The organism is Actinoplanes sp. OR16 (assembly GCF_004001265.1).
Lineage (GTDB): Bacteria > Actinomycetota > Actinomycetes > Mycobacteriales > Micromonosporaceae > Actinoplanes.
Window position 1 is genome coordinate 8,531,771 of the sequence record NZ_AP019371.1, and the last position, 17,087, is coordinate 8,548,857.

At 71.2% G+C, this 17,087-nt stretch carries 20 protein-coding genes; 13 read left to right on the top strand and 7 right to left on the bottom strand.

Features of this window, described 5'->3' with window-relative positions; all coding sequences use genetic code 11:
• Window positions 1–191: 191 nt before the first annotated feature.
• Both EP757_RS39315 and EP757_RS39320 read left to right on the top strand, forming a co-directional pair.
• A complete protein-coding gene (locus EP757_RS39315; RefSeq protein ID WP_232050756.1) occupies window positions 192–1,187 on the top strand; it encodes a PD-(D/E)XK nuclease family protein in 996 nt (331 codons plus the stop codon).
• An 805-nt stretch (window positions 1,188–1,992) separates the two neighbouring features.
• The gene (locus EP757_RS39320; protein WP_127554668.1) at window positions 1,993–2,640 is read left to right on the top strand and encodes a response regulator transcription factor; all 648 of its coding nucleotides are present in this window, start codon (window positions 1,993–1,995) and stop codon (window positions 2,638–2,640) included.
• On the opposite strand, the gene EP757_RS39325 is transcribed toward EP757_RS39320, so the two are convergent.
• Genes EP757_RS39325 through EP757_RS39335 form a run of 3 tightly spaced genes read right to left on the bottom strand, consistent with a single transcriptional unit; the run spans window position 2,625 to window position 4,278 of the window.
• Window positions 2,625–2,876, bottom strand: a complete 252-nt coding sequence (locus EP757_RS39325) for a hypothetical protein (RefSeq protein WP_127553404.1) — start codon at window positions 2,874–2,876, stop codon at window positions 2,625–2,627. The genes EP757_RS39320 and EP757_RS39325 overlap by 16 nt on opposite strands.
• A gap of 15 nt (window positions 2,877–2,891) precedes the next feature.
• On the bottom strand, window positions 2,892–3,539 hold the full coding sequence (locus tag EP757_RS39330; RefSeq protein ID WP_127553405.1) for an HAD family phosphatase: 648 nt from the start codon (window positions 3,537–3,539) through the stop codon (window positions 2,892–2,894).
• A 52-nt stretch (window positions 3,540–3,591) separates the two neighbouring features.
• Window positions 3,592–4,278 (bottom strand): neutral zinc metallopeptidase, encoded by a 687-nt coding sequence (locus EP757_RS39335; protein WP_127553406.1) that lies wholly within the window; start codon window positions 4,276–4,278, stop codon window positions 3,592–3,594.
• Between the two features lie 210 nt (window positions 4,279–4,488).
• Between EP757_RS39335 and EP757_RS39340 the strand changes: the two genes are divergently transcribed.
• The 4 genes from EP757_RS39340 to EP757_RS39355 all read left to right on the top strand — a co-directional run bounded on the left by EP757_RS39340 (window position 4,489) and on the right by EP757_RS39355 (window position 8,526).
• Complete coding sequence (locus tag EP757_RS39340; protein ID WP_127553407.1) at window positions 4,489–5,256, top strand: ABC transporter ATP-binding protein; 768 nt, start codon at window positions 4,489–4,491, stop codon at window positions 5,254–5,256.
• Window positions 5,256–7,793, top strand: coding sequence for an ABC transporter permease (locus EP757_RS39345; RefSeq protein ID WP_127553408.1), 2,538 nt, complete (start codon window positions 5,256–5,258; stop codon window positions 7,791–7,793). Before EP757_RS39340 ends, EP757_RS39345 begins: the two co-directional genes overlap by 1 nt.
• 171 nt (window positions 7,794–7,964) lie before the next feature.
• On the top strand, window positions 7,965–8,162 hold the full coding sequence (locus tag EP757_RS39350; RefSeq protein WP_127553409.1) for a DUF397 domain-containing protein: 198 nt from the start codon (window positions 7,965–7,967) through the stop codon (window positions 8,160–8,162).
• A gap of 157 nt (window positions 8,163–8,319) precedes the next feature.
• Entirely contained in the window at window positions 8,320–8,526 is a 207-nt protein-coding gene (locus tag EP757_RS39355) for a DUF397 domain-containing protein (RefSeq protein ID WP_127553410.1), read from the top strand.
• Between the two features lie 55 nt (window positions 8,527–8,581).
• Here the strand turns inward: EP757_RS39355 and EP757_RS39360 are convergent, their stop codons facing one another.
• Window positions 8,582–9,451, bottom strand: a complete 870-nt coding sequence (locus tag EP757_RS39360) for a PAC2 family protein (protein WP_127553411.1) — start codon at window positions 9,449–9,451, stop codon at window positions 8,582–8,584.
• A 115-nt stretch (window positions 9,452–9,566) separates the two neighbouring features.
• On the opposite strand from EP757_RS39360, the gene EP757_RS39365 reads away from it, so the two are divergent.
• The 3 genes from EP757_RS39365 to EP757_RS39375 are packed head-to-tail and all read left to right on the top strand — an operon-like array spanning window position 9,567 to window position 10,940.
• On the top strand, window positions 9,567–10,133 hold the full coding sequence (locus EP757_RS39365; RefSeq protein WP_127553412.1) for a hypothetical protein: 567 nt from the start codon (window positions 9,567–9,569) through the stop codon (window positions 10,131–10,133).
• A 31-nt stretch (window positions 10,134–10,164) separates the two neighbouring features.
• Window positions 10,165–10,491 (top strand): helix-turn-helix transcriptional regulator, encoded by a 327-nt coding sequence (locus EP757_RS39370; protein WP_127553413.1) that lies wholly within the window; start codon window positions 10,165–10,167, stop codon window positions 10,489–10,491.
• Window positions 10,488–10,940, top strand: a complete 453-nt coding sequence (locus EP757_RS39375) for an SRPBCC domain-containing protein (RefSeq protein ID WP_160166013.1) — start codon at window positions 10,488–10,490, stop codon at window positions 10,938–10,940. The genes EP757_RS39370 and EP757_RS39375 overlap by 4 nt, the downstream gene beginning before the upstream one ends.
• Window positions 10,941–10,964: 24 nt before the next feature.
• Here EP757_RS39375 and EP757_RS39380 read toward each other — a convergent pair whose 3' ends face one another.
• Window positions 10,965–11,852 (bottom strand): helix-turn-helix transcriptional regulator, encoded by an 888-nt coding sequence (locus EP757_RS39380; RefSeq protein WP_160166014.1) that lies wholly within the window; start codon window positions 11,850–11,852, stop codon window positions 10,965–10,967.
• Window positions 11,853–12,047: 195 nt separating this feature from the next.
• The gene (locus EP757_RS39385; protein ID WP_127553416.1) at window positions 12,048–12,458 is read right to left on the bottom strand and encodes a DUF6232 family protein; all 411 of its coding nucleotides are present in this window, start codon (window positions 12,456–12,458) and stop codon (window positions 12,048–12,050) included.
• 334 nt (window positions 12,459–12,792) lie between these two features.
• Between EP757_RS39385 and EP757_RS39390 the strand changes: the two genes are divergently transcribed.
• On the top strand, window positions 12,793–13,584 hold the full coding sequence (locus EP757_RS39390; protein ID WP_127553417.1) for a GntR family transcriptional regulator: 792 nt from the start codon (window positions 12,793–12,795) through the stop codon (window positions 13,582–13,584).
• 60 nt (window positions 13,585–13,644) lie between these two features.
• On the opposite strand, the gene EP757_RS39395 is transcribed toward EP757_RS39390, so the two are convergent.
• Window positions 13,645–14,934 carry an alpha/beta fold hydrolase gene (locus EP757_RS39395; RefSeq protein WP_127553418.1) on the bottom strand — a complete coding sequence of 430 codons (1,290 nt, stop codon included), beginning with the start codon at window positions 14,932–14,934 and terminating at the stop codon, window positions 13,645–13,647.
• A 110-nt stretch (window positions 14,935–15,044) separates the two neighbouring features.
• On the opposite strand from EP757_RS39395, the gene EP757_RS39400 reads away from it, so the two are divergent.
• The 3 genes from EP757_RS39400 to EP757_RS39410 are packed head-to-tail and all read left to right on the top strand — an operon-like array spanning window position 15,045 to window position 17,082.
• Entirely contained in the window at window positions 15,045–16,202 is a 1,158-nt protein-coding gene (locus EP757_RS39400; RefSeq protein WP_127553419.1) for a sensor histidine kinase, read from the top strand.
• Complete coding sequence (locus EP757_RS39405) at window positions 16,190–16,402, top strand: hypothetical protein (protein WP_127553420.1); 213 nt, start codon at window positions 16,190–16,192, stop codon at window positions 16,400–16,402. The genes EP757_RS39400 and EP757_RS39405 overlap by 13 nt, the downstream gene beginning before the upstream one ends.
• Window positions 16,399–17,082 (top strand): response regulator transcription factor, encoded by a 684-nt coding sequence (locus EP757_RS39410; RefSeq protein ID WP_127553421.1) that lies wholly within the window; start codon window positions 16,399–16,401, stop codon window positions 17,080–17,082. The genes EP757_RS39405 and EP757_RS39410 overlap by 4 nt, the downstream gene beginning before the upstream one ends.
• Window positions 17,083–17,087 lie beyond the last annotated feature (5 nt).

Genomic DNA, 17,087 nt, shown 5'->3' on the forward strand with positions numbered 1-17,087 from the left:
CCGATGCTACGGACACGCCGCCGCACGACCCACCCCGGCGTTTTCGTCGTACCTCTGGCCTAGCCTCTTGGACTATGACGGCGCACCCCTCCACCACGGCACCGGCGGCAGCGGCCACCTCCCAGCCCGGCGGCCCCGGCTCCCTCGACGCCGCCACCGCACCCGATGCCGGCCCGCTCGGCACCGACCCGGTGCCCGCCGGTCGTGGCCGCCGGCCCGAGGCGCCGCGCGGGCCGTCGCTGTCGCCGTCCCGGGCCGCCGACTTCAAGACCTGCCCGCTGCTGTTCCGCTTCCGCACCATCGACAAGCTGCCCGAGCTGCCCACCGCCGACCAGGTCCGCGGCACGCTGGTGCACGCCGTCCTGGAGCGCCTCTTCGACCTGCCCGCCGCCGGCCGCACCCCGGCCGCCGCCGCCGCGCTGGTCGCCCCCGAGTGGGCGAGGCTGCTCGAGCAGGAGCCCTCCCTCGCCGAGATCTTCACCACCCCGCTGCCGGTCGCCGCCGACCCGGCCGCCGCCGAGGCCGAGGCCGACGCCACCGGCCAGGAGACGCTGATCGACATCCCGCCGGCCGAGGCCGAGACCGCCCGGCTCGCGGCCTTCCTCGGCAGCGCCACGGCCCTGCTCGACGGCTACTTCGCGGTGGAGGACCCGCAGCGCCTGCAGCCCGCCGAGCGGGAGACCCTGATCTCCACCGTGATCGGCGACGAGCTGCTGCTCCGGGGCTACATCGACCGTCTCGACGTCTCCCCAGCCGGCGACCTGCGGGTGGTCGACTACAAGACCGGCGGCGCCCCGCGCGAGGCCTTCGAGGGCCGTGCCCTGTTCCAGCTGAAGTTCTACGCCCTGGTCCTCTGGCGCACCCGCGGCGTGGTGCCCCGGGTCCTGCGCCTGCTCTACCTGAAGGACGCCGAGGCCCTCGACTACAGCCCCGAGGCCGGCGAGCTGGAGCGCTTCGAGCGCACCCTGACCGCCCTCTCCGCCGCGATCGAGCGCGCCAAGCGCGACCAGGACTTCCGCCCCAAACCGAGCCGCCTCTGCGGCTGGTGCCGCCACCAGGACCTCTGCCCCGAGTTCGGCGGCACGCCACCACCCTTCCCGGACGTCCCCGCCACCACCCTGACCGTCCTCCCCGACACCGAACCCGACCGCGTCGGCCCCCGCCTGCGAGACGATCCCCTTGGCTGACCCCCTTCCCAGCCGGGGCGGCCCGCCTCCGCCAGCGCCCGCGCCCGCAGCAGCTGCATCCACACCCGGCCACGGCCGGTCGCCACGAGCCGCCACGCCGGGCAGCTCGCCGCAACCCGCCACACCCGGCTCCGGCCACTCGCCGCGAGCCGCGATGTCCGGAGGCCCGCTTCCTGGGATGCCGGGCGAGCCGTCACGGCCCGGCGGTTCGTCGCAGCATGACTTCGCCTCCGGGGCGGACGGCGAGACCGCGCCCCCTCCGGCCGAGCCTCGTGCCGGACGCCGGCCGCCGTTGCGCGTTCTCCTGGCCGATCCGGCGCCGTTGCAGCGCGCGGGCCTGCGAGCGTTGCTGCAGACTCCCGTCCTGCCCGTCCCCCGCCGGGCCGGCGCTCCGTATGACCCGGCCATGGCTTCACACGAACCGCCCGAACCTGCGGAGGATGAGGCGAACGAAGAGGACTTCATCAGCGCTGCTGACGCAACTTCAGCAGACCTTCCTCGAATCGCCTCGCCCTCACCCTCCCTGCCCTCAAGCTCTCCGTCGCCCTCAACCTCCTCGCCCTCGCCCTCAGCCTTAACCTCGCCCTCAGGCTCGGCTGCGGTTTCAGGCTCGGCTGCGGTTTCAGGCTCAGCTACGTCCCTCCGCGCGGAACAAATCGGGAATGAGATGACATTTCCGACTGGCGTGAGGCCGGATGTGCGGCTTCGCGGCGATCATCAGGCAGGCAGTCATCAGGCAGGCAGTCATCAGGCAGCCAGTCATCAGGCCGTCGACCATGAGGCCGGCGACCATCGGGCCGGCGCTGTGGGTGGCCTGCCGCCCGCCTCGGCGGGGACGGCCTCGGGCCGGGCGGAGCAGGAGATCGTCGTCGTCGGGGAGGCGTCGGACGGGGTGGAGGCTCTGGATCTGGCTCGGCGGCTGCTGCCCGACGTCCTCGTCACCGAGCTGGTTCTGCCGCGCCTCGACGGGCTCAGCGTGGCGCGGGCGATCACCGAGGGGCGGCTGCCGGTACGGATCCTGGTCGTCACCGACGAGGAGGCCGACGACCGGATCGTGGCGGCCGCCGGGGCGGGGGTGACCGGCTACCTCGGCAAGGACGCGCCGCACGATGATCTCGTGGCCGCGGTGCGGACCGTCGCGGGCGGCGGCGCGGTGATCGCCCCGCGGCTGCTGGCGCGGATCCTCGGGCGGCTCGCCGAGGCGCTGCCCGCGCCGGCCGGTGACGGGGTGGCGCGGCTCGGCGCGCTGACCGGGCGGGAACGGGAGGTGCTCGTCCACGTGGCCCGCGGCATGACCAATACCGAGATCGCCGAGCTGCTGCAGGTCAGCGAAACGACGGTGAAGACGCATGTCGGACATGTACTGACGAAGATGCGGCTGCGCGACCGTACCCAGGCGGTGGTCCTCGCCTATGAGACAGGCCTGGTCAAACCCGGTCAGGAGGGCAGATAGCCGGTCACCCGCTTGCCGGACCACGACCCGTGCGCGGCCGGCGGCGGCCCGTGCTGCTGCTTGACCGCCACCGTCACCGCCCGGACCAGCCAGGTGTTCACCGAGATGCCCTCGACGGCCGCGATCTGCTCGACGTGCATGCGCAGCGATTCGGGCATCCGCAGCAGCAGCTCGGCGAGTTCCCCGTCGGGCGGGGGCAGGTCCGGCACGGCGGTGACGGATGACGAGGCGTCCACGTCACCCATCGTGCCTCAGGGACGGAGGAGAGCGGCCAGGAAAGCCGGATCGACCCCGGCCAGCGAGGACCGCAAATGCACGCCGTCGACCGGCGGCAGTTCCAGTTCGGCGGGTACCGCGAGGACGGCCGCGCCGGCGGCGAGGGCGCTCGCCACGCCACTGGGCGAGTCCTCGATCGCGACGCACCGGGCGATCGGCACGCCGAGCAGGGACGCGGCGGTGAGGTACGGCTCCGGATCCGGCTTCGGCATGGTCACCTCGTCACCGCAGACGACGACGTCGAAGTTCTCCGCGCCGAGCGTCTTGAGGGCCACGTCGACGAGCCGGCGGCCGGTCGACGTGACCAGGGCCGTACGAATCCCGGCGTCCCGGACCGCGAGGAGCAACTCCATGGCGCCGGGGCGCCAGACGAGCCCGCCGGCGAAGAGCGAGTAGACCCGGTCCGTGAGCCATCGCACGTCCGGCGCCTCGGGCCGGTCCGGCTGGCCCAGGTCGTCGCGGAAGAGCTGCATGCTGCGGCTCATGCTGCTGCCGACCATGGCGAGCCGGGCGCTCTCGGAGAGGGTGCCCCCGGCGTGCGCGGCGAGTTCGGTCAGCGCGAGACCCCAGACCCGCTCGCTGTCGACGAGGGTCCCGTCCATGTCGAAAAGTACGGCGTCCATCGCGGTGATTCTCCGGGTCGGGGCCGCCCGGTCCCAGGGAACGTGACGACCCCTACAGCCCGCACGCCCGCAGGGAGTCGGTGTAGCCGTCGGAGAACGACCCCATCCGCTGCTCGGCGGTGCCGTGCGCGCCTTCGGCGAACCACGGCTGGCCCGGGTCGTCACCGACTGCTTCGAGACCGTCGGCGAGTTCCCGGGTGTCGCCGTCCTGCATCTCCAGGCGGCCTTCGCGGGCCTTGTCGCCGATGAACGCGCCGGCCATGCAGTCGGCCTGCAGCTCCTGCTCGATGGTGAACTCCTTGCTGATGCCGAGCCGGGCCTGGATGCCGTGCGCGTACTCGTGGCCGAGCAGGTAGAACAGGAACGCGTCGCCGACCTGCTGGAAAGCCGCGAAGGCCCAGTTGACGTCGTAGGCGATGAAGTCCCCGGCGGAGCAGTAGACGGCGTTGTTGCGCGGCAGCGGCTCGCCGGCGCAGTCCACGTCGCCTTCCTGCTCGTACGGAATCAATTGCCGGATCGGCGAGAAGCCGGAGCCGATCCGCTCCGCCCAGTACTCCGCGGCGATCTCCTCGGCCGCCTGGATGTCGCGGCTGAACTCCTCCGGGGTGTCGGTGCCGTCCTGATCGGCGGAGACGGCCGGCGCGGGACCCTGATCCTGGGGGTCCGGCGAAGCGGACGGGACACAACCGGCGAGAAGAAGACACACAACGACGGGTACGAGGACCGCACGAGCGCGCATGGCGTCCACGGTAGACGCGGCCCGCCAAGACCGCTCGGCACGATAGCAGTCAGGGACCACCCTGAGAGTTACCTAAGTGGCTCCCCCAGCCAAATCTCCGCGTCGTGCTACGCCCCGCGACGGACGCCCGCCGCCGATTCCGCCGCAAGACTGAGCAGGCCGTCCGGGGCAGTGTGCCCCGGACGGACCACAGACTTCAGGGGGACGACAGTGGCAGCGACGAATGCCGGTGGGCCGGTGGCGGCGCGGGCGGACGAGATCTGGAAGGTCTACGGCTCGGGCGAGGCCCGGGTGGCGGCACTGCGGGGGGTCAGCGTCGAGTTCGGCCGGGGTCGCTTCACCGCGATCATGGGCCCGTCGGGCAGCGGCAAGTCGACGCTGATGCACTGCCTCGCCGGTCTGGACACGGTCGACGAGGGCACCGTCCACGTCGGCGGCACCGAGATCAGCAAACTCGGCGACAAGGCGCTGACGCGTCTGCGCCGGGACCGGATCGGCTTCATCTTCCAGCAGTTCAACCTGCTGCCGACGCTGAGCGCCGCGGAGAACATCAAGCTGCCGCTGGACATCGCCGGCCGCAAGGCCGACCCGGCCTGGTGGGACACCGTGATCGACACGGTCGGCCTGCGCGATCGGCTCAGCCACCGCCCGAGCCAGCTCTCCGGCGGCCAGCAGCAGCGTGTCGCGTGCGCGCGGGCCCTGGTCGCCCGCCCCGACGTGATCTTCGCGGACGAGCCGACCGGCAACCTCGACTCGCGGTCCGGCGCCGAGGTGCTCGGCTTCCTGCGGGACAGCGTCCGCGAGCACGGCCAGACCATCGTGATGGTCACCCACGACCCGGTGGCGGCGAGCTACGCCGACCGGGTGGTGTTCCTGGCCGACGGCGCGATCGTCGACGAGCTGGCGAACCCGACCGCCGAGACGGTCCTGGACACCATGAAGCGCCTCGACAAGCACGGCGACCCGGTGATGCTCTGATGCTGCGCGCGACGCTGAAGAGCCTGCTCGCCCGCAAGCTGCGGCTGGTCCTGTCCGGCCTGGCCGTGCTGCTCGGCGTGATGTTCGTGTCCGGCGCCTTCGTGCTGACCGACACGCTCAACCGCACCTTCGACTCGATCTTCGCGGACGCCTACGCCGCGACCGACGTCTCGGTCAGCGCGAAGCCCAAGGTCGAGGTCGGTGAGTTCGAGGGGGAACAGGTCGCCGCGCCGCTTCCGGCAGCGGCGGTCGACAAGATCAAAGGCCAGGAGGGCGTACGGTCCGCCGTCGGTCGCGTGGACGCCGACGGCGCCCGGGTCATCGGCGCGGACGGCAAGGTCCTCACCTCGATGGGCCCGCCCCGGCTCGGCTCCAACTGGACCGGCACCGACGACGTGATGGAGCTGCGCGAGGGTCGTGGCCCGGAGGCGGCCGGCGAGATCGCGATGAACGCCACGACGGCCGAGCTGTCCGGCTACCACCTCGGCGACACCGTCCCCGTTCTCACCCAGCAGCCGAAGCGTGAGTTCACCCTCGTCGGCATCTGGGGTTACACCGGCGACCGGGACAGCATCGGCGGCACCCAGGAGGTCGCGTTCACCACGCCGGTGGCGCAGGAGCTGATGCTCGGCGAGAAGGACGTCTTCACCTCGGTGACGGTCACCGCCGCCGACGGCGTGACCCCCGCCGAGCTGCGCGACTCGCTGGCTCCGGCGCTCGGCGCCGACTACGTCGTGAAGACCGGCGACGACCTGGCGAAGGAGAGCTCGGAGAGCATCAAGGAGGGTCTCGGCTTCTTCAACAACATCCTGCTGGGCTTCGCCGGCATCGCCCTGTTCGTCGGCGTCTTCCTGATCCTCAACACGTTCTCGATCGTGGTGGCGCAGCGCACCCGTGAGCTCGCGCTGCTGCGGGCGATCGGCGCGAGCCGCCGCCAGGTGATCAACTCGGTGCTGGTGGAGGCCGTGGTGGTCGGGCTGATCGCGTCGGTGCTCGGCCTGGCCGCCGGGGTCGGCGCGGGCGCGGGCCTCGGCTACCTGTTCTCCAGCATGGGCGGCGGCGGGCTCGACCTCGCCCCGGTCGGCGTGCCGCCCGCCGCGATCATCAGCGCGTTCCTGGTCGGCCTGATCGTGACGGTGGTCGCCGCGGTGATGCCGGCGCTGCGCGCGTCCCGGATCGCCCCGGTCGCCGCGATGCAGGACGTCGCCACCCCGGACCGGCCCCTCACCAGGATCAGCGTGTTCGGCGGCCTGGTCACCGCGGCCGGCGCGGCGGCCCTCGGCGTGGGTCTGTTCGCCGACGCCGGCGACGCCGACCTGTGGCTGATCCTCGGCGGCGTGCTGGTCACGTTCGTCGGCGTCGCGCTGCTCACCCCGCTGATCAGCAAGCCGGTGGTGTCCCTGCTCGGCCGGCTCTTCTCCTGGTCGCTGCCGGGACGCCTCGGCCGCCTCAACTCGGGCCGCAACCCGCGCCGCACCGCGATCACCGCGGCCGCGCTGATGGTCGGCATCGCCCTGGTCACCGGCGTCACCGTGGTCATGGACTCGGCGAAGAGCAGCCTCAAGGCCGAGGCCGCGCGGATCCTCAAGGCCCAGATCATGATCAGCGGCGATCAGAACGGGCCGCGCCCGCCGACCTTCGACCCTGCGGTGATCACCGAGGCGGAGCGGATCCCGGGCGTACGGGCGGCCGCCGGCCTCTACAACGATCTCGTCCAGATCGGCGCCGACCGCGAGTACGTGACCGCGACCGAGGACCTCTCCCGGCTGGCCGAGTCCTACGGCTCGACCGCGGCGGATCTGCGGGACGACCAGATCGCGGTGAGCGCTCCGGAGGCCGCGGACAAGGGCTGGCAGGTCGGTTCGGCGGTGACGGTCCAGGCATCCCGAGGCGAGCCGCACACCTACACGGTCGCCAGCGTCTTCCCGGAGAACGGCCTGCCGGGCAGCATCATCCTGCCGGCCGCCGCCATCCCGGACTTCGGCATCACCCAGCCGGTCTTCGGGTTCGTCCGGCTCGACGACGGCGTAGCGGTCTCCACCGTTCTGCCGCAGGTCAAGCAACTCGTGGCGGACAGCCCCGAGGTGTCGGCCACCGACCAGGAGACGTTCGTGAACGCTCAGGCGGCCACGTTCGACCAGATCATCACGATGATCCAGATCCTGCTCGGGCTGGCCATCCTGATCGCCGTCCTCGGCGTGGTGAACACCCTGGCCCTGTCCGTCCTGGAACGCACCCGCGAGCTCGGCCTGCTCCGCGCGGTCGGCCTCGGCCGTGCCCAGACCATGCGGATGGTGACCGTCGAGGCCGTCGTCATCTCGGTGTTCGGCGCCCTGCTCGGCGTCGCGGTCGGCGCCGGCATGGGCAGCGCGGTGGCCCGGGCCCTGGAGAACGACGGCATCACCGAGATCGTCGTCCCGTGGGCCCGGATGGGGACCTACCTCGCCCTGGCCGCGCTGGTGGGCGTGATCGCAGCGGTGGCGCCGGCGATCCGGGCGGCCCGCTTGAACATCCTGAACGCGATCGCTCACGACTGAGGAAAGGGAGCCGTATTCCTGCGATGAAAAGTCCACTCCCGTAGCGTCGATATCAGGTTCGAAACGAATCCCCGGATACCTGGCGGTAACCACTACCGTGACCCGCCTGGGTCGTTCTCCGAACGACCGGACACCCTATGTCCGGACTGCCGCTACTCGAAAGGATGTGGGATGACAGAGCCCACACTGATGTGGACTCGGAGCTCCTTCTGCGCCGACAGTGCCTGCGTCGAAGCAGCGCCGGTCGGCGGGGAGCACGTAGCCGTTCGGGACTCCAAGAGCCCTGAGCAGCCCTACCTCCGTTTCAGCCGTGACGAGTGGTCGACCTTCCTCGACGGCATAGCCTCCGGACAGTACCGCGACATCTGAAATTTTCGATACGCAAGGCCCGATGGCGCACATCCACCCGGACGTGCGCCATCACTGTTTTTGCTGGAGACGGCGCAGACGGCGGGATCGGCGGGACTCCTCGGCACTGCGGCCCCCACGTACTCTCGGATGAGTTAGGGCCGAGAAAGGGGTCGTGATGACCGCTTCCCGCAACGACCGGATCCTCGACTGGCAGCGCAGCAGCTACTGCGCCGACAACGCCTGTGTGGAGGTCGCCGTCGATGACGACGGCGACCGCTACCTGCGCAACTCCGAACAGCCGGCCGGCCCGTACCTGCGGTTCTCGGCCGGCGGCTGGGAGGCTTTCGTGGCGGACCTGGAGGCAGGCTGGTTCGCCCCGTGATGAGGCGTCGGGCCCGTCACGAGGACGGGCCCGACTTTTCATCGAGAGCCGGCGATCACCAGGAGCCGGCAGTGGGACCGGCCGAACCACCCCGGCGGCGGAGGTATTTCTCGAACTCGCTGGCGATCTCATCCCCCGTCAGCGGCTGGATGCCCGCGTCCCCGACGCGCTCCTCCAGCTCCCTGACGTATTCGCCCAGTTCCGAGTCCTGCTCGGCGGCCGCCCGGACCCGCTTCTCCCACTCGTCCGCCTGCTCGGCGAGATCGGACAGCGGCACCGGCAGATCGAGGACGTCCTCGATCCGGCTCAGCAGGGCGAGCGTCGCCTTCGGGCAGGGCGGGTTGTTCGCGTAGTGCGGCACGTGCACCCAGAACGACAGCGAGTCGAGCTCGGCGCGGGTGGACGCCTCCTGCAGGATCCCGACGATCCCGGTGGGGCCGTCGTAGCGGGTCGGCACCACGTTGTACTTCTCCGCCACGTCGCGGTTGGAGGCGCTGCCGCTGATCGGGAGCGGCCGGGTGTACGGGACGTCCGCCAGCAGGGCGCCGAGCAGCACGATCCGGTTCACCTCGAGGCTGTGGCAGATCTCCAGCACGGATTCGCAGAACGTCCGCCACCGCATGCTCGGCTCGATGCCACGGATCAGCACGACGTCGCGGTCGCTGCCGGGCGGGCTCGCCACGGTGAACCGCGTGGTCGGCCACTCGATCTTGCGGGTTTCACCCTCGGCCATGGTCACGGTGGGACGGCTGACCTGGAAGTCGTAGAAGTCCTCCGGGTCGATGCTGGTGATCTCCTTGGCCTGCCACACCTGTTCGAGGTGTTCCACGGCCGCGGTCGAAGCGTCCGCAGCGTCGTTCCAGCCCTCGAAGGCGGCGATGGCCACGGGGGAGCGGAGCAGCGGGAGGCCGTCGAACTCAGTCATGGAGACAGCCTACGTGCGGCGTCGCGAGCGCACCGGGTGGCCGCGCCGTGGGTCCGGCCACCCCGAGTCCGTCATCTATCGCATTAATAGGGTGAAATCCCAGCATAATGGCCACATGCCAGAACATGATTCAGGCCATGTCGATCAGGTGCTCGGGCCCACCGACGACACGGTGAGCTTCATCCAGGCCCGTGGCATGTTCTTCGTGACGACACTCTGGGTCCTCGCCGCGGCCTGGGTGCCGATGCTCGCCGTGTATCTGGCCCTCAAGATCGCCGCAGGGCACCGACCTGAGCCGGCCGACATCGTGATCTACGTGGAGGCGGCGCTGATCGTGCCGGCGGTCTCGGCCGCGGCGATCATGCTGATCGTCTGGCGGCGGCTGGGCTGGCTGCACACCTCGGTGCACGGCCTGGACTTCGCGGCGACGGGCCGTCATCCCGTACACATCCCCTGGTCCGGAATCGCCTCGGTGAGCCTGCACGGCCGCGGGCCGTTCACCGAGTTGATCGTCACACCGGTGGCCGACGACTACGCGACCGAACTGTCGGGCAAGGGCGGCCATCCGCGGATCCGGCGCCGGGGGGCCGAGGTCTCCTACGTCGTCGACGTCGGCCTGATGTCGCCCGGTCCCGAGGTGCTGCTGGCGGAACTGCACCGGCGCGTGCCGAGCAAAGTCTGATAACCTCCTCGTTAATTAACGAGGAGGTTAAATGGAGGACCGGCTCAGCGTGATCTTCGCGGCCCTCGCCGACCCGACGCGCCGCGCCATCCTGGCCCGGCTCGCCGAGGGCGAGGCCACCGTGACCGAGATCGCCCAGCCGTTCGACATCAGCCTCCCGGCGATCTCCCGGCACCTGAAGGTCCTCGAGCACGCGGGCTTGATCTCGCGCAGCCGCTCGGCGCAGTGGCGGACCAGCCGCCTGGAGGCCGAGCCGCTGCGCGAGGCCACCGCGTGGATGGACCGCTACCGCAGGTTCTGGGACGACAACCTCGCGCGCCTCGACGCGCACCTCAAGCGGATCCAGGAGGAACCGTGACCGATCTCGCCATCACCCGCATCTTCGATGCGCCCCGCCACCTCGTCTTCCGCGCCTTCACCGACCCCGACCAGATCGCCGCCTGGTTCGGCCCGGTCGGCTGGTCCGTCCCCCGCGACACCGTCGACATGGACGTCCGCCCCGGCGGCCACCAGCGCTTCATGATGGTCAACGACGACGACCCGTCGATGTCCTCCCCGGTCAACGCCGGCTTCACCGAGGTCATCGAGAACGAACTCCTGGTGGGCGAGGAGAACGTCTCCCACATCCCCGACTTCGGCGCCGACGTGCTCCGGCTGCGCATCGAATTCCACGACGAGCCCGGCGACCGCACCCGCCTGGTCCTCATCCAGTCCCCCTTCCCCGAGCCCATGCACGAGGGCGCTCAGGAGGGCTGGGGCAGCAGCTTCACCAAGCTGGACAAGCTTCTTTCCCCGGTACGGAATTGACGGCCGCTCCCTGGAGGGTGCCCGTCACTCCTCCAGGGAGAGCCGCAGCTCCAGTGAGTTCTTCAGGATCGCGTCCTGGGTGTCCCGCTCGTCGCGCGCCATCGCCCAGAGCGCCTCGAAGACCTCCCGGTGGAACTCGAGCTCGGCGGGGTCGTGGGTGACGCTGTCCCGGTTGTAGAACTCCCGGTAGAGGACCGCGTCCTGATCATCACCGTCGACCAGGTTGATGATCTGGAACGGCCCGAGCAGGTTGGCGTGGGCGCCCTTGTCCAGCGGCACGATCCGCACGTGCACGGCCGGCAGCCTGGAGACCTCGAGCAGCGACTCCAGCTGCTCGCCCATCACCTTCGCCCCGCCGACCTTCCGCATCAGCACCGACTCGTCGAGGATCAGGTAGCACTCGGGCCCGTCCGGACGGTCCAGGATCTGGCTTTTCCTCAGCATCCGCACGTCGTAACGAACCCGGCGGGCCTCTTCGGAGAGCAGGTCGGTCCGCCACCATCGCAGCACCGCGTCGGCCAGGGCCGGGGTCTGCAGGAAGCCGGGCACGAGCGCGGGCTGGTACAGCCGGATCTCGGCGGCCTCCGACTCGAACTGCAGGAGCTGGCGCAGGCCCTTGGTCAGGTGGGCCCGGTATTCCGGCCCCTCGTACCACCGCTGCCGGCGGGAGGCCTCGGCGTCCTCGACCAGCTTCTCGACCTCGGCGTCGTCGTCGACCTGGAAGAGGTCGAGCAGAGCCCGCAGGTCGGTGACCGACACCGCGACCTCTCCCCCCTCGATCCTCTGAATCTTCGACAGTGACCAGCTCAGGCGCTTGGCCACCTCGGACTGATTCATGCCCGTCGCCGCCCGGTAGCGACGAAGGGCGAAGCGGACCCGCCGCCGGGCGACGGCCGGGGGTTCTCCCTGCATGGCAGCCATGCCATCCCGTCCCGACTGGAACGACTGGATCAGCCGTACCTCAATCTGCTACATGTCAGATAGAAACCTAGCACTGTGCGTAACCGAAAGACCTCGCCCCGGAGCCATCTGGCCGAATGGTGAACAGACGGGCCCGCCGCGATGATCGCGACGAGCCCGTCCCCTCCGCCGTACCGCACCCGGGAATCAGCCCGCCTCCCTCGCCAGCCGCTCCAGGCTCCGCTGCAGACCACGGCACACCTGCTCGAACTCCCGCTGGTCGGAGGAGCTGAACAGCCGCGCGTACTCCTGGCCGCAGACGGCGACCAGATCCCACCGGGGCGGCGGCCGCCGGCTCAGCGAGAAGGCGGCGTGCACCAGCAGCACGATGACGATCACCGCACCGAGCACCGCCGACTCCCTGCCGACCAGGGGAATCGCCACGACCGCACCGGCCAGCGCGGAGAGCCCCATCACCTGATGCGCGCCGGCGCCGGGTGCTTGGTAGCGGACGATGTGGACGTCCCGCAGCGCGCGGACCGGGAACCGCCGCAAGCCCGCCACCTCGAAGAACTCGTCGGTGATGAGGACTCGCGGACCTCGATAGAAAACTGACAATTGCGTCTCCTCCCCCTCGCCGGGGCTTGCCGACGGAGGGGAGGTGCGTACGATGAAAAGCGAGTGAGTCCCCTCCGAGAGACGGGACCTCCGGCGGCATCCAGCTGCAACTGGGTGCCGCCTTTTCCGTGAGTACCGGTCAGTCCACTCTCTGTAACAGAAGTATGTCGCCCGGACGACATGATCGCTATACGTCTATTTGCTGTATAGCTGTTACGCCCCTCGGCGTGTCGCGAAGCCGCCCTCACCCCGCCTGAGGCATCCTAGGAACCTAGCCGGAAATCCGATGCTGAAATCCGACCCCGGAAGCCGGCGGATCAGAGAGGGCGGGCAGATGACGATCAATCCGGGCAGCCCGGAGTTCCCCCACCGGCAGATCTCCAACCAGCTCAAGGAACGCGTGCGGCGCGGCGACTGGCAGCCCGGCGAGCGCCTGCCCTCGATCCCCGCGATGGCCGAGATGTTCGGCGTCGCCAAGCAGACCGTCCAGCGCGCCGTCGACCAGCTCCGGGTCGAGGGCATCCTGATCACCAAACCCGGATCCGGCACGTACGTGCGGGGCACCCGGCGGCGGCTGAACCGCCTCTCCCGCGGCCGTTACGGACTCCACCGCGGCTACCACGCCGACCTCGCCGCGCGATACCGCCAGCAGCTCGTCCGCGTCGGCCGGGAGCCCGCGCCGCCGGAGGTGGCCGACGCGTTCGGCGTGCGGGACGGCACCGAGCTGCTCGTCCGCAGGCACGTGGTCCGCACCGACGAGGCGACGGTGGAGCTGGGCGCGTCCTGGTTCCGGGTCACCGACGCGAGCGGCACCTCGCTGGAACGGCTCGAGGCGTTCGGCCGGCCCCTCTACCAGGAGGCGGAGGAGGCGATCGGGCGGCGGTACGCGCAGGCCACCGACACGATCAGCGCCCGGCAGCCCAGCCGGGAGGAGGCGGAGATCCTCCAGATCCGGCCGGACACCCCGGTGCTGCATCTGCTGCACGTCGCGTTCGACGAGAGCCGCAAGCCGATCGAGGTGGCCCAGGCGACCTGGCCCGGGCCGATGACGACGCTGACCGAGGAGTACCGGATCCCGGAGCCGGCCGCCGACCCCGACCCGGATCCGGGGCTGTCACTGGCCTGAGATCCGGGACTGTCACTGGCCTGAGATCCGGGACTGTCACTGGCCTGAGATCCGGGACTGTCACTGGCCTGAGATGCGGGCGAGCACGGACACCGCGGCGCCCGGCTCCTCGAAGATCGCCCGGTGCCCGGCGCCCGGGATGACGTACAGCTGTTTCGACGGCGCTCGCAGCGCGCGGTACCAGGGATCGAACAGCTCGGCCAGCCCGCGCATCTCGTCACCGCCCTGCAGGAAGTAGGCCGGGACCTCCAGCCGCGGGACGTCCCGGCGCAGGTCGACGTCCTGCAGGCGCGGGTAGAGGGTGTCCCAGGTGTCGACCATCGCGGTCAGCGCGTGCGCCTTGTCCAGCAGCGAGTATTCCGGGGCGCCGAGCCCGAGATCGGTCGCACGCTGGTCATAGGCGGCGTTCTCGTGGAGCAGGAACGGCTCATAACCCCAGAATTTCTCGTACGGGGGAAAGCCCTGCTCTTCCAGCTGCTCGACCACGCCCGCCCGGCCGTCGGCCCGGGCCCAGCTCAGGATGTCGGCGTAGAAGATCCGGTCACTGGCCAGCAGGTCGACGGCCTGCCCGGTCCCGATGTAGGCCGCGTAGCGCCACGGTTCCCGGAAGGCCGCCAGCGCCCCCGGTATGGAACCGCCGGAGTACGCGAGCAGGTAGATCTTCGGCTGCTGGAACCGCCTGCTCAAGTACGCGGTGACGGTCAGGACGTCGGCCGTCTCGTCGTCGACCGTGACGTCCGGCGACGGGAACGCGCGCCGGTCCATCGTGGCGACCACGAAGTGCCGCTCCAAGCCGGGCAGCGCGGTGCGCATCGCGGCCCGCTCCGAACTGCCCGGGGCCCCGGGGACGAAGAGCAGCACCGGCTTCGCCGGATCGGCGCCGCGGATCATCAGAGGCAGGCCGTCCACCTTCGTCAGCTCGGCTATCCCGCCGGCTATCGGCGCGGTGCGGGCCGGGATCGCGAACGCCGTGATCAGCGCCGTGAGCAGGACGAGCGGCACACCCCGGGTGATGCGGCGCCGCCCCCGCCCGCACCAGACGCCCAGGATCATCGGCAGCAGGGCGAGGACGCCGTGCACCCCACGGCCGGTGACCAGGGAGATCGCCCCGAACGGGCTGAGGTGCGGCAGATCGACGGACGGTCCTGTGGTGCGGATCCGGACGAGCTCGACCGTCACGGCGTACAGCAGAGGGGCGGTGAGGAAAGCCCAGCGTGAGCGGGCCGCAAGCGCGCCCACGACGAAGCTCGCGGCGATCGTCGTGATCGCCTCGAGGGTGGTGAGCGGGCCGCGCGGGGTCCACCAGGCGGAGAGCGCGCCCCAGATCATTACCGGAATCAACCATCGCATGGCAGCGACGATGCCGGTGACACCGCGCGCTCCACAGCCGACGGAGGACGCCCCGGAGACCATACTTTGGTAGCTGGTCGCACGGTGCGCGGCGCTCCTAGGCTTCAGGCATGTTCTTCGCCCTGCTGGTGCCGGATCCCGGCGACGCGACCGTCCGCGACCGGGTCGCCGACGGCATCGCGATCGTGCTGGCCCTGCTCTACGGCTCGGTCATGATCGTGCTCGGCGACGCGACCCGCCCGGGGGCGCTGCTGTCCTGGCCGGTCGATGTCGCGGTGGGCGCCGCGTGCACGGCCGCCCTCCTGCTCCGCCGACGGCACCCGGTGGCCGTGACGGCGGCGCTGCTGCCGTTCGGCGCGATCTCGGTGATGGCGACGGGTCCGATTCTGATCGCCCTCTTCTCCGCGGCGATCCGGTGCCGGCCCCCGCTGGTGCTGGCGCTCGGCGCGGTGAACGTGGCCGCCGCGGGCGTCTACTTCGTCCTGCACGGCGATCCGGCGTTCGACGTCTGGGTCGACTTCGCGATGCGCGGGCTGGTCACCGCCGCGGCGATCGGCTGGGGGCTGTTCACCCAGGCCTACCGGCGGCTCACCGCGTCGCTGCGGGAGCAGGCGGCCCGGCTCACGGCCGAGCAGCAACTCCGCGCCGAGCAGGCGAAACTCACCGAGCGGGCGCGCATCGCCCGCGAGATGCACGACGTGCTCGCCCACCGGATGTCACTGATCAGCCTGCACGCCGGCGCCCTGGAGGTGCGCGGGACGGTCTCGCCCGAAGAGCTGTCCCTCGCGGCCGGCGCGATCCGGACCGGCGCCCACGAGGCGCTGGAGGAGCTGCGCTCGGTCGTGGGCGTGCCCCGATCGTCGCAGCCGGAGCCGCCGCAACCCGGCCTGGCCGACGTTCCGGTCCTGGTGGCGGGCGTGCGCGAGGCCGGCATGACGATCGACTTCAGGAGCGCCGTCCCGGCCGACGGGCCGCCGGTGGTGCTGGGCCGGGCCGCCTACCGGATCATCCAGGAAGGTCTCACCAACGCCCGCCGGCACGGTTCGGGCCCGGCCGCCTCGGTCCGCCTCCTGGGCACCGCCGGCCAGACCCTGCGGATCACCGTCACCAACCCCCTTCCGCACCGGCCGCCCGCACCCTCCGCCGCCTCCTCCGGCCGCGGCCTGGTCGGCATCACCGAACGCGTCGAGCTGGCCGGCGGCACCGTCCGCTTCGGCCCCGTCCGCGGCGCTTTCGAACTGGAGGCCGAGCTGCCGTGGCCGGCCTGAACCCGCCCTTCTCCCCCGACACCACCGCGGCGGTGACCACGCCGCCGCCCGGCCCCGGCGGCGCGGCGGTGACCGCGTCTCTTCACGGCCCTCGCGGCGCGGCGGTGACCACGCCTCTTCACGGCCCTCGCGGCGCGGCGGTGACCGCGCCTCTTCGCGGCCTCGGCGGGGCGGCGGTGCGCAGCGGGGTCTCGCGGTGAGCGCGGCCGGGGTCGTCGCGGGCGGGCGGCCCATCCGGCTGCTGCTCGTCGACGACGATCCGCTCGTGCGGGCCGGGCTGCGGATCCTCGTGGGCGGTTCCGGTGACATCGAGGTGGTGGGTGAGGCGGGCGACGGCGCGGAGGCGGTCACCGCGGCCGAGGCGCACTGGCCCGACGTCGTGCTCATGGACGTCCGCATGCCCCGGGTCGACGGGCTGGCCGCGACCCGGCGGATCCGCGGCCGGGCGAACGCGCCGCACGTCATCGTGCTGACCACGTTCGACGTCGACGACTACGTGCTGGAGGCGCTCCGGGGCGGCGCCAGCGGGTTCCTGCTCAAGGACACGCCGCCCCGGGAGATCCTGCAGGCCGTCCGCGCGGTGGCCTCGGGAGCGGCGATCCTCTCCCCCACCGCGATCCGCCGCCTGATCGACCATGTGGCCGACCCGGCGGCCGGCACCCGGCGCGCCCGGGCCCGCAGCCGCCTGGCCGAGCTCACCGGCCGCGAGACGGAGGTGGCGGTGCTCGTCGGCCGGGGCAGGTCCAACGCCGAGATCGCGGCGGAGCTGTCCATGGGTGTGCCGACGGTGAAGGGGCACGTGTCCCGGCTGCTGACCAAGCTGGACCTGAACAACCGCGTGCAGATCGCCCTGCTCGTCCACGACGCCGAGCTGCTCTGAGGCGG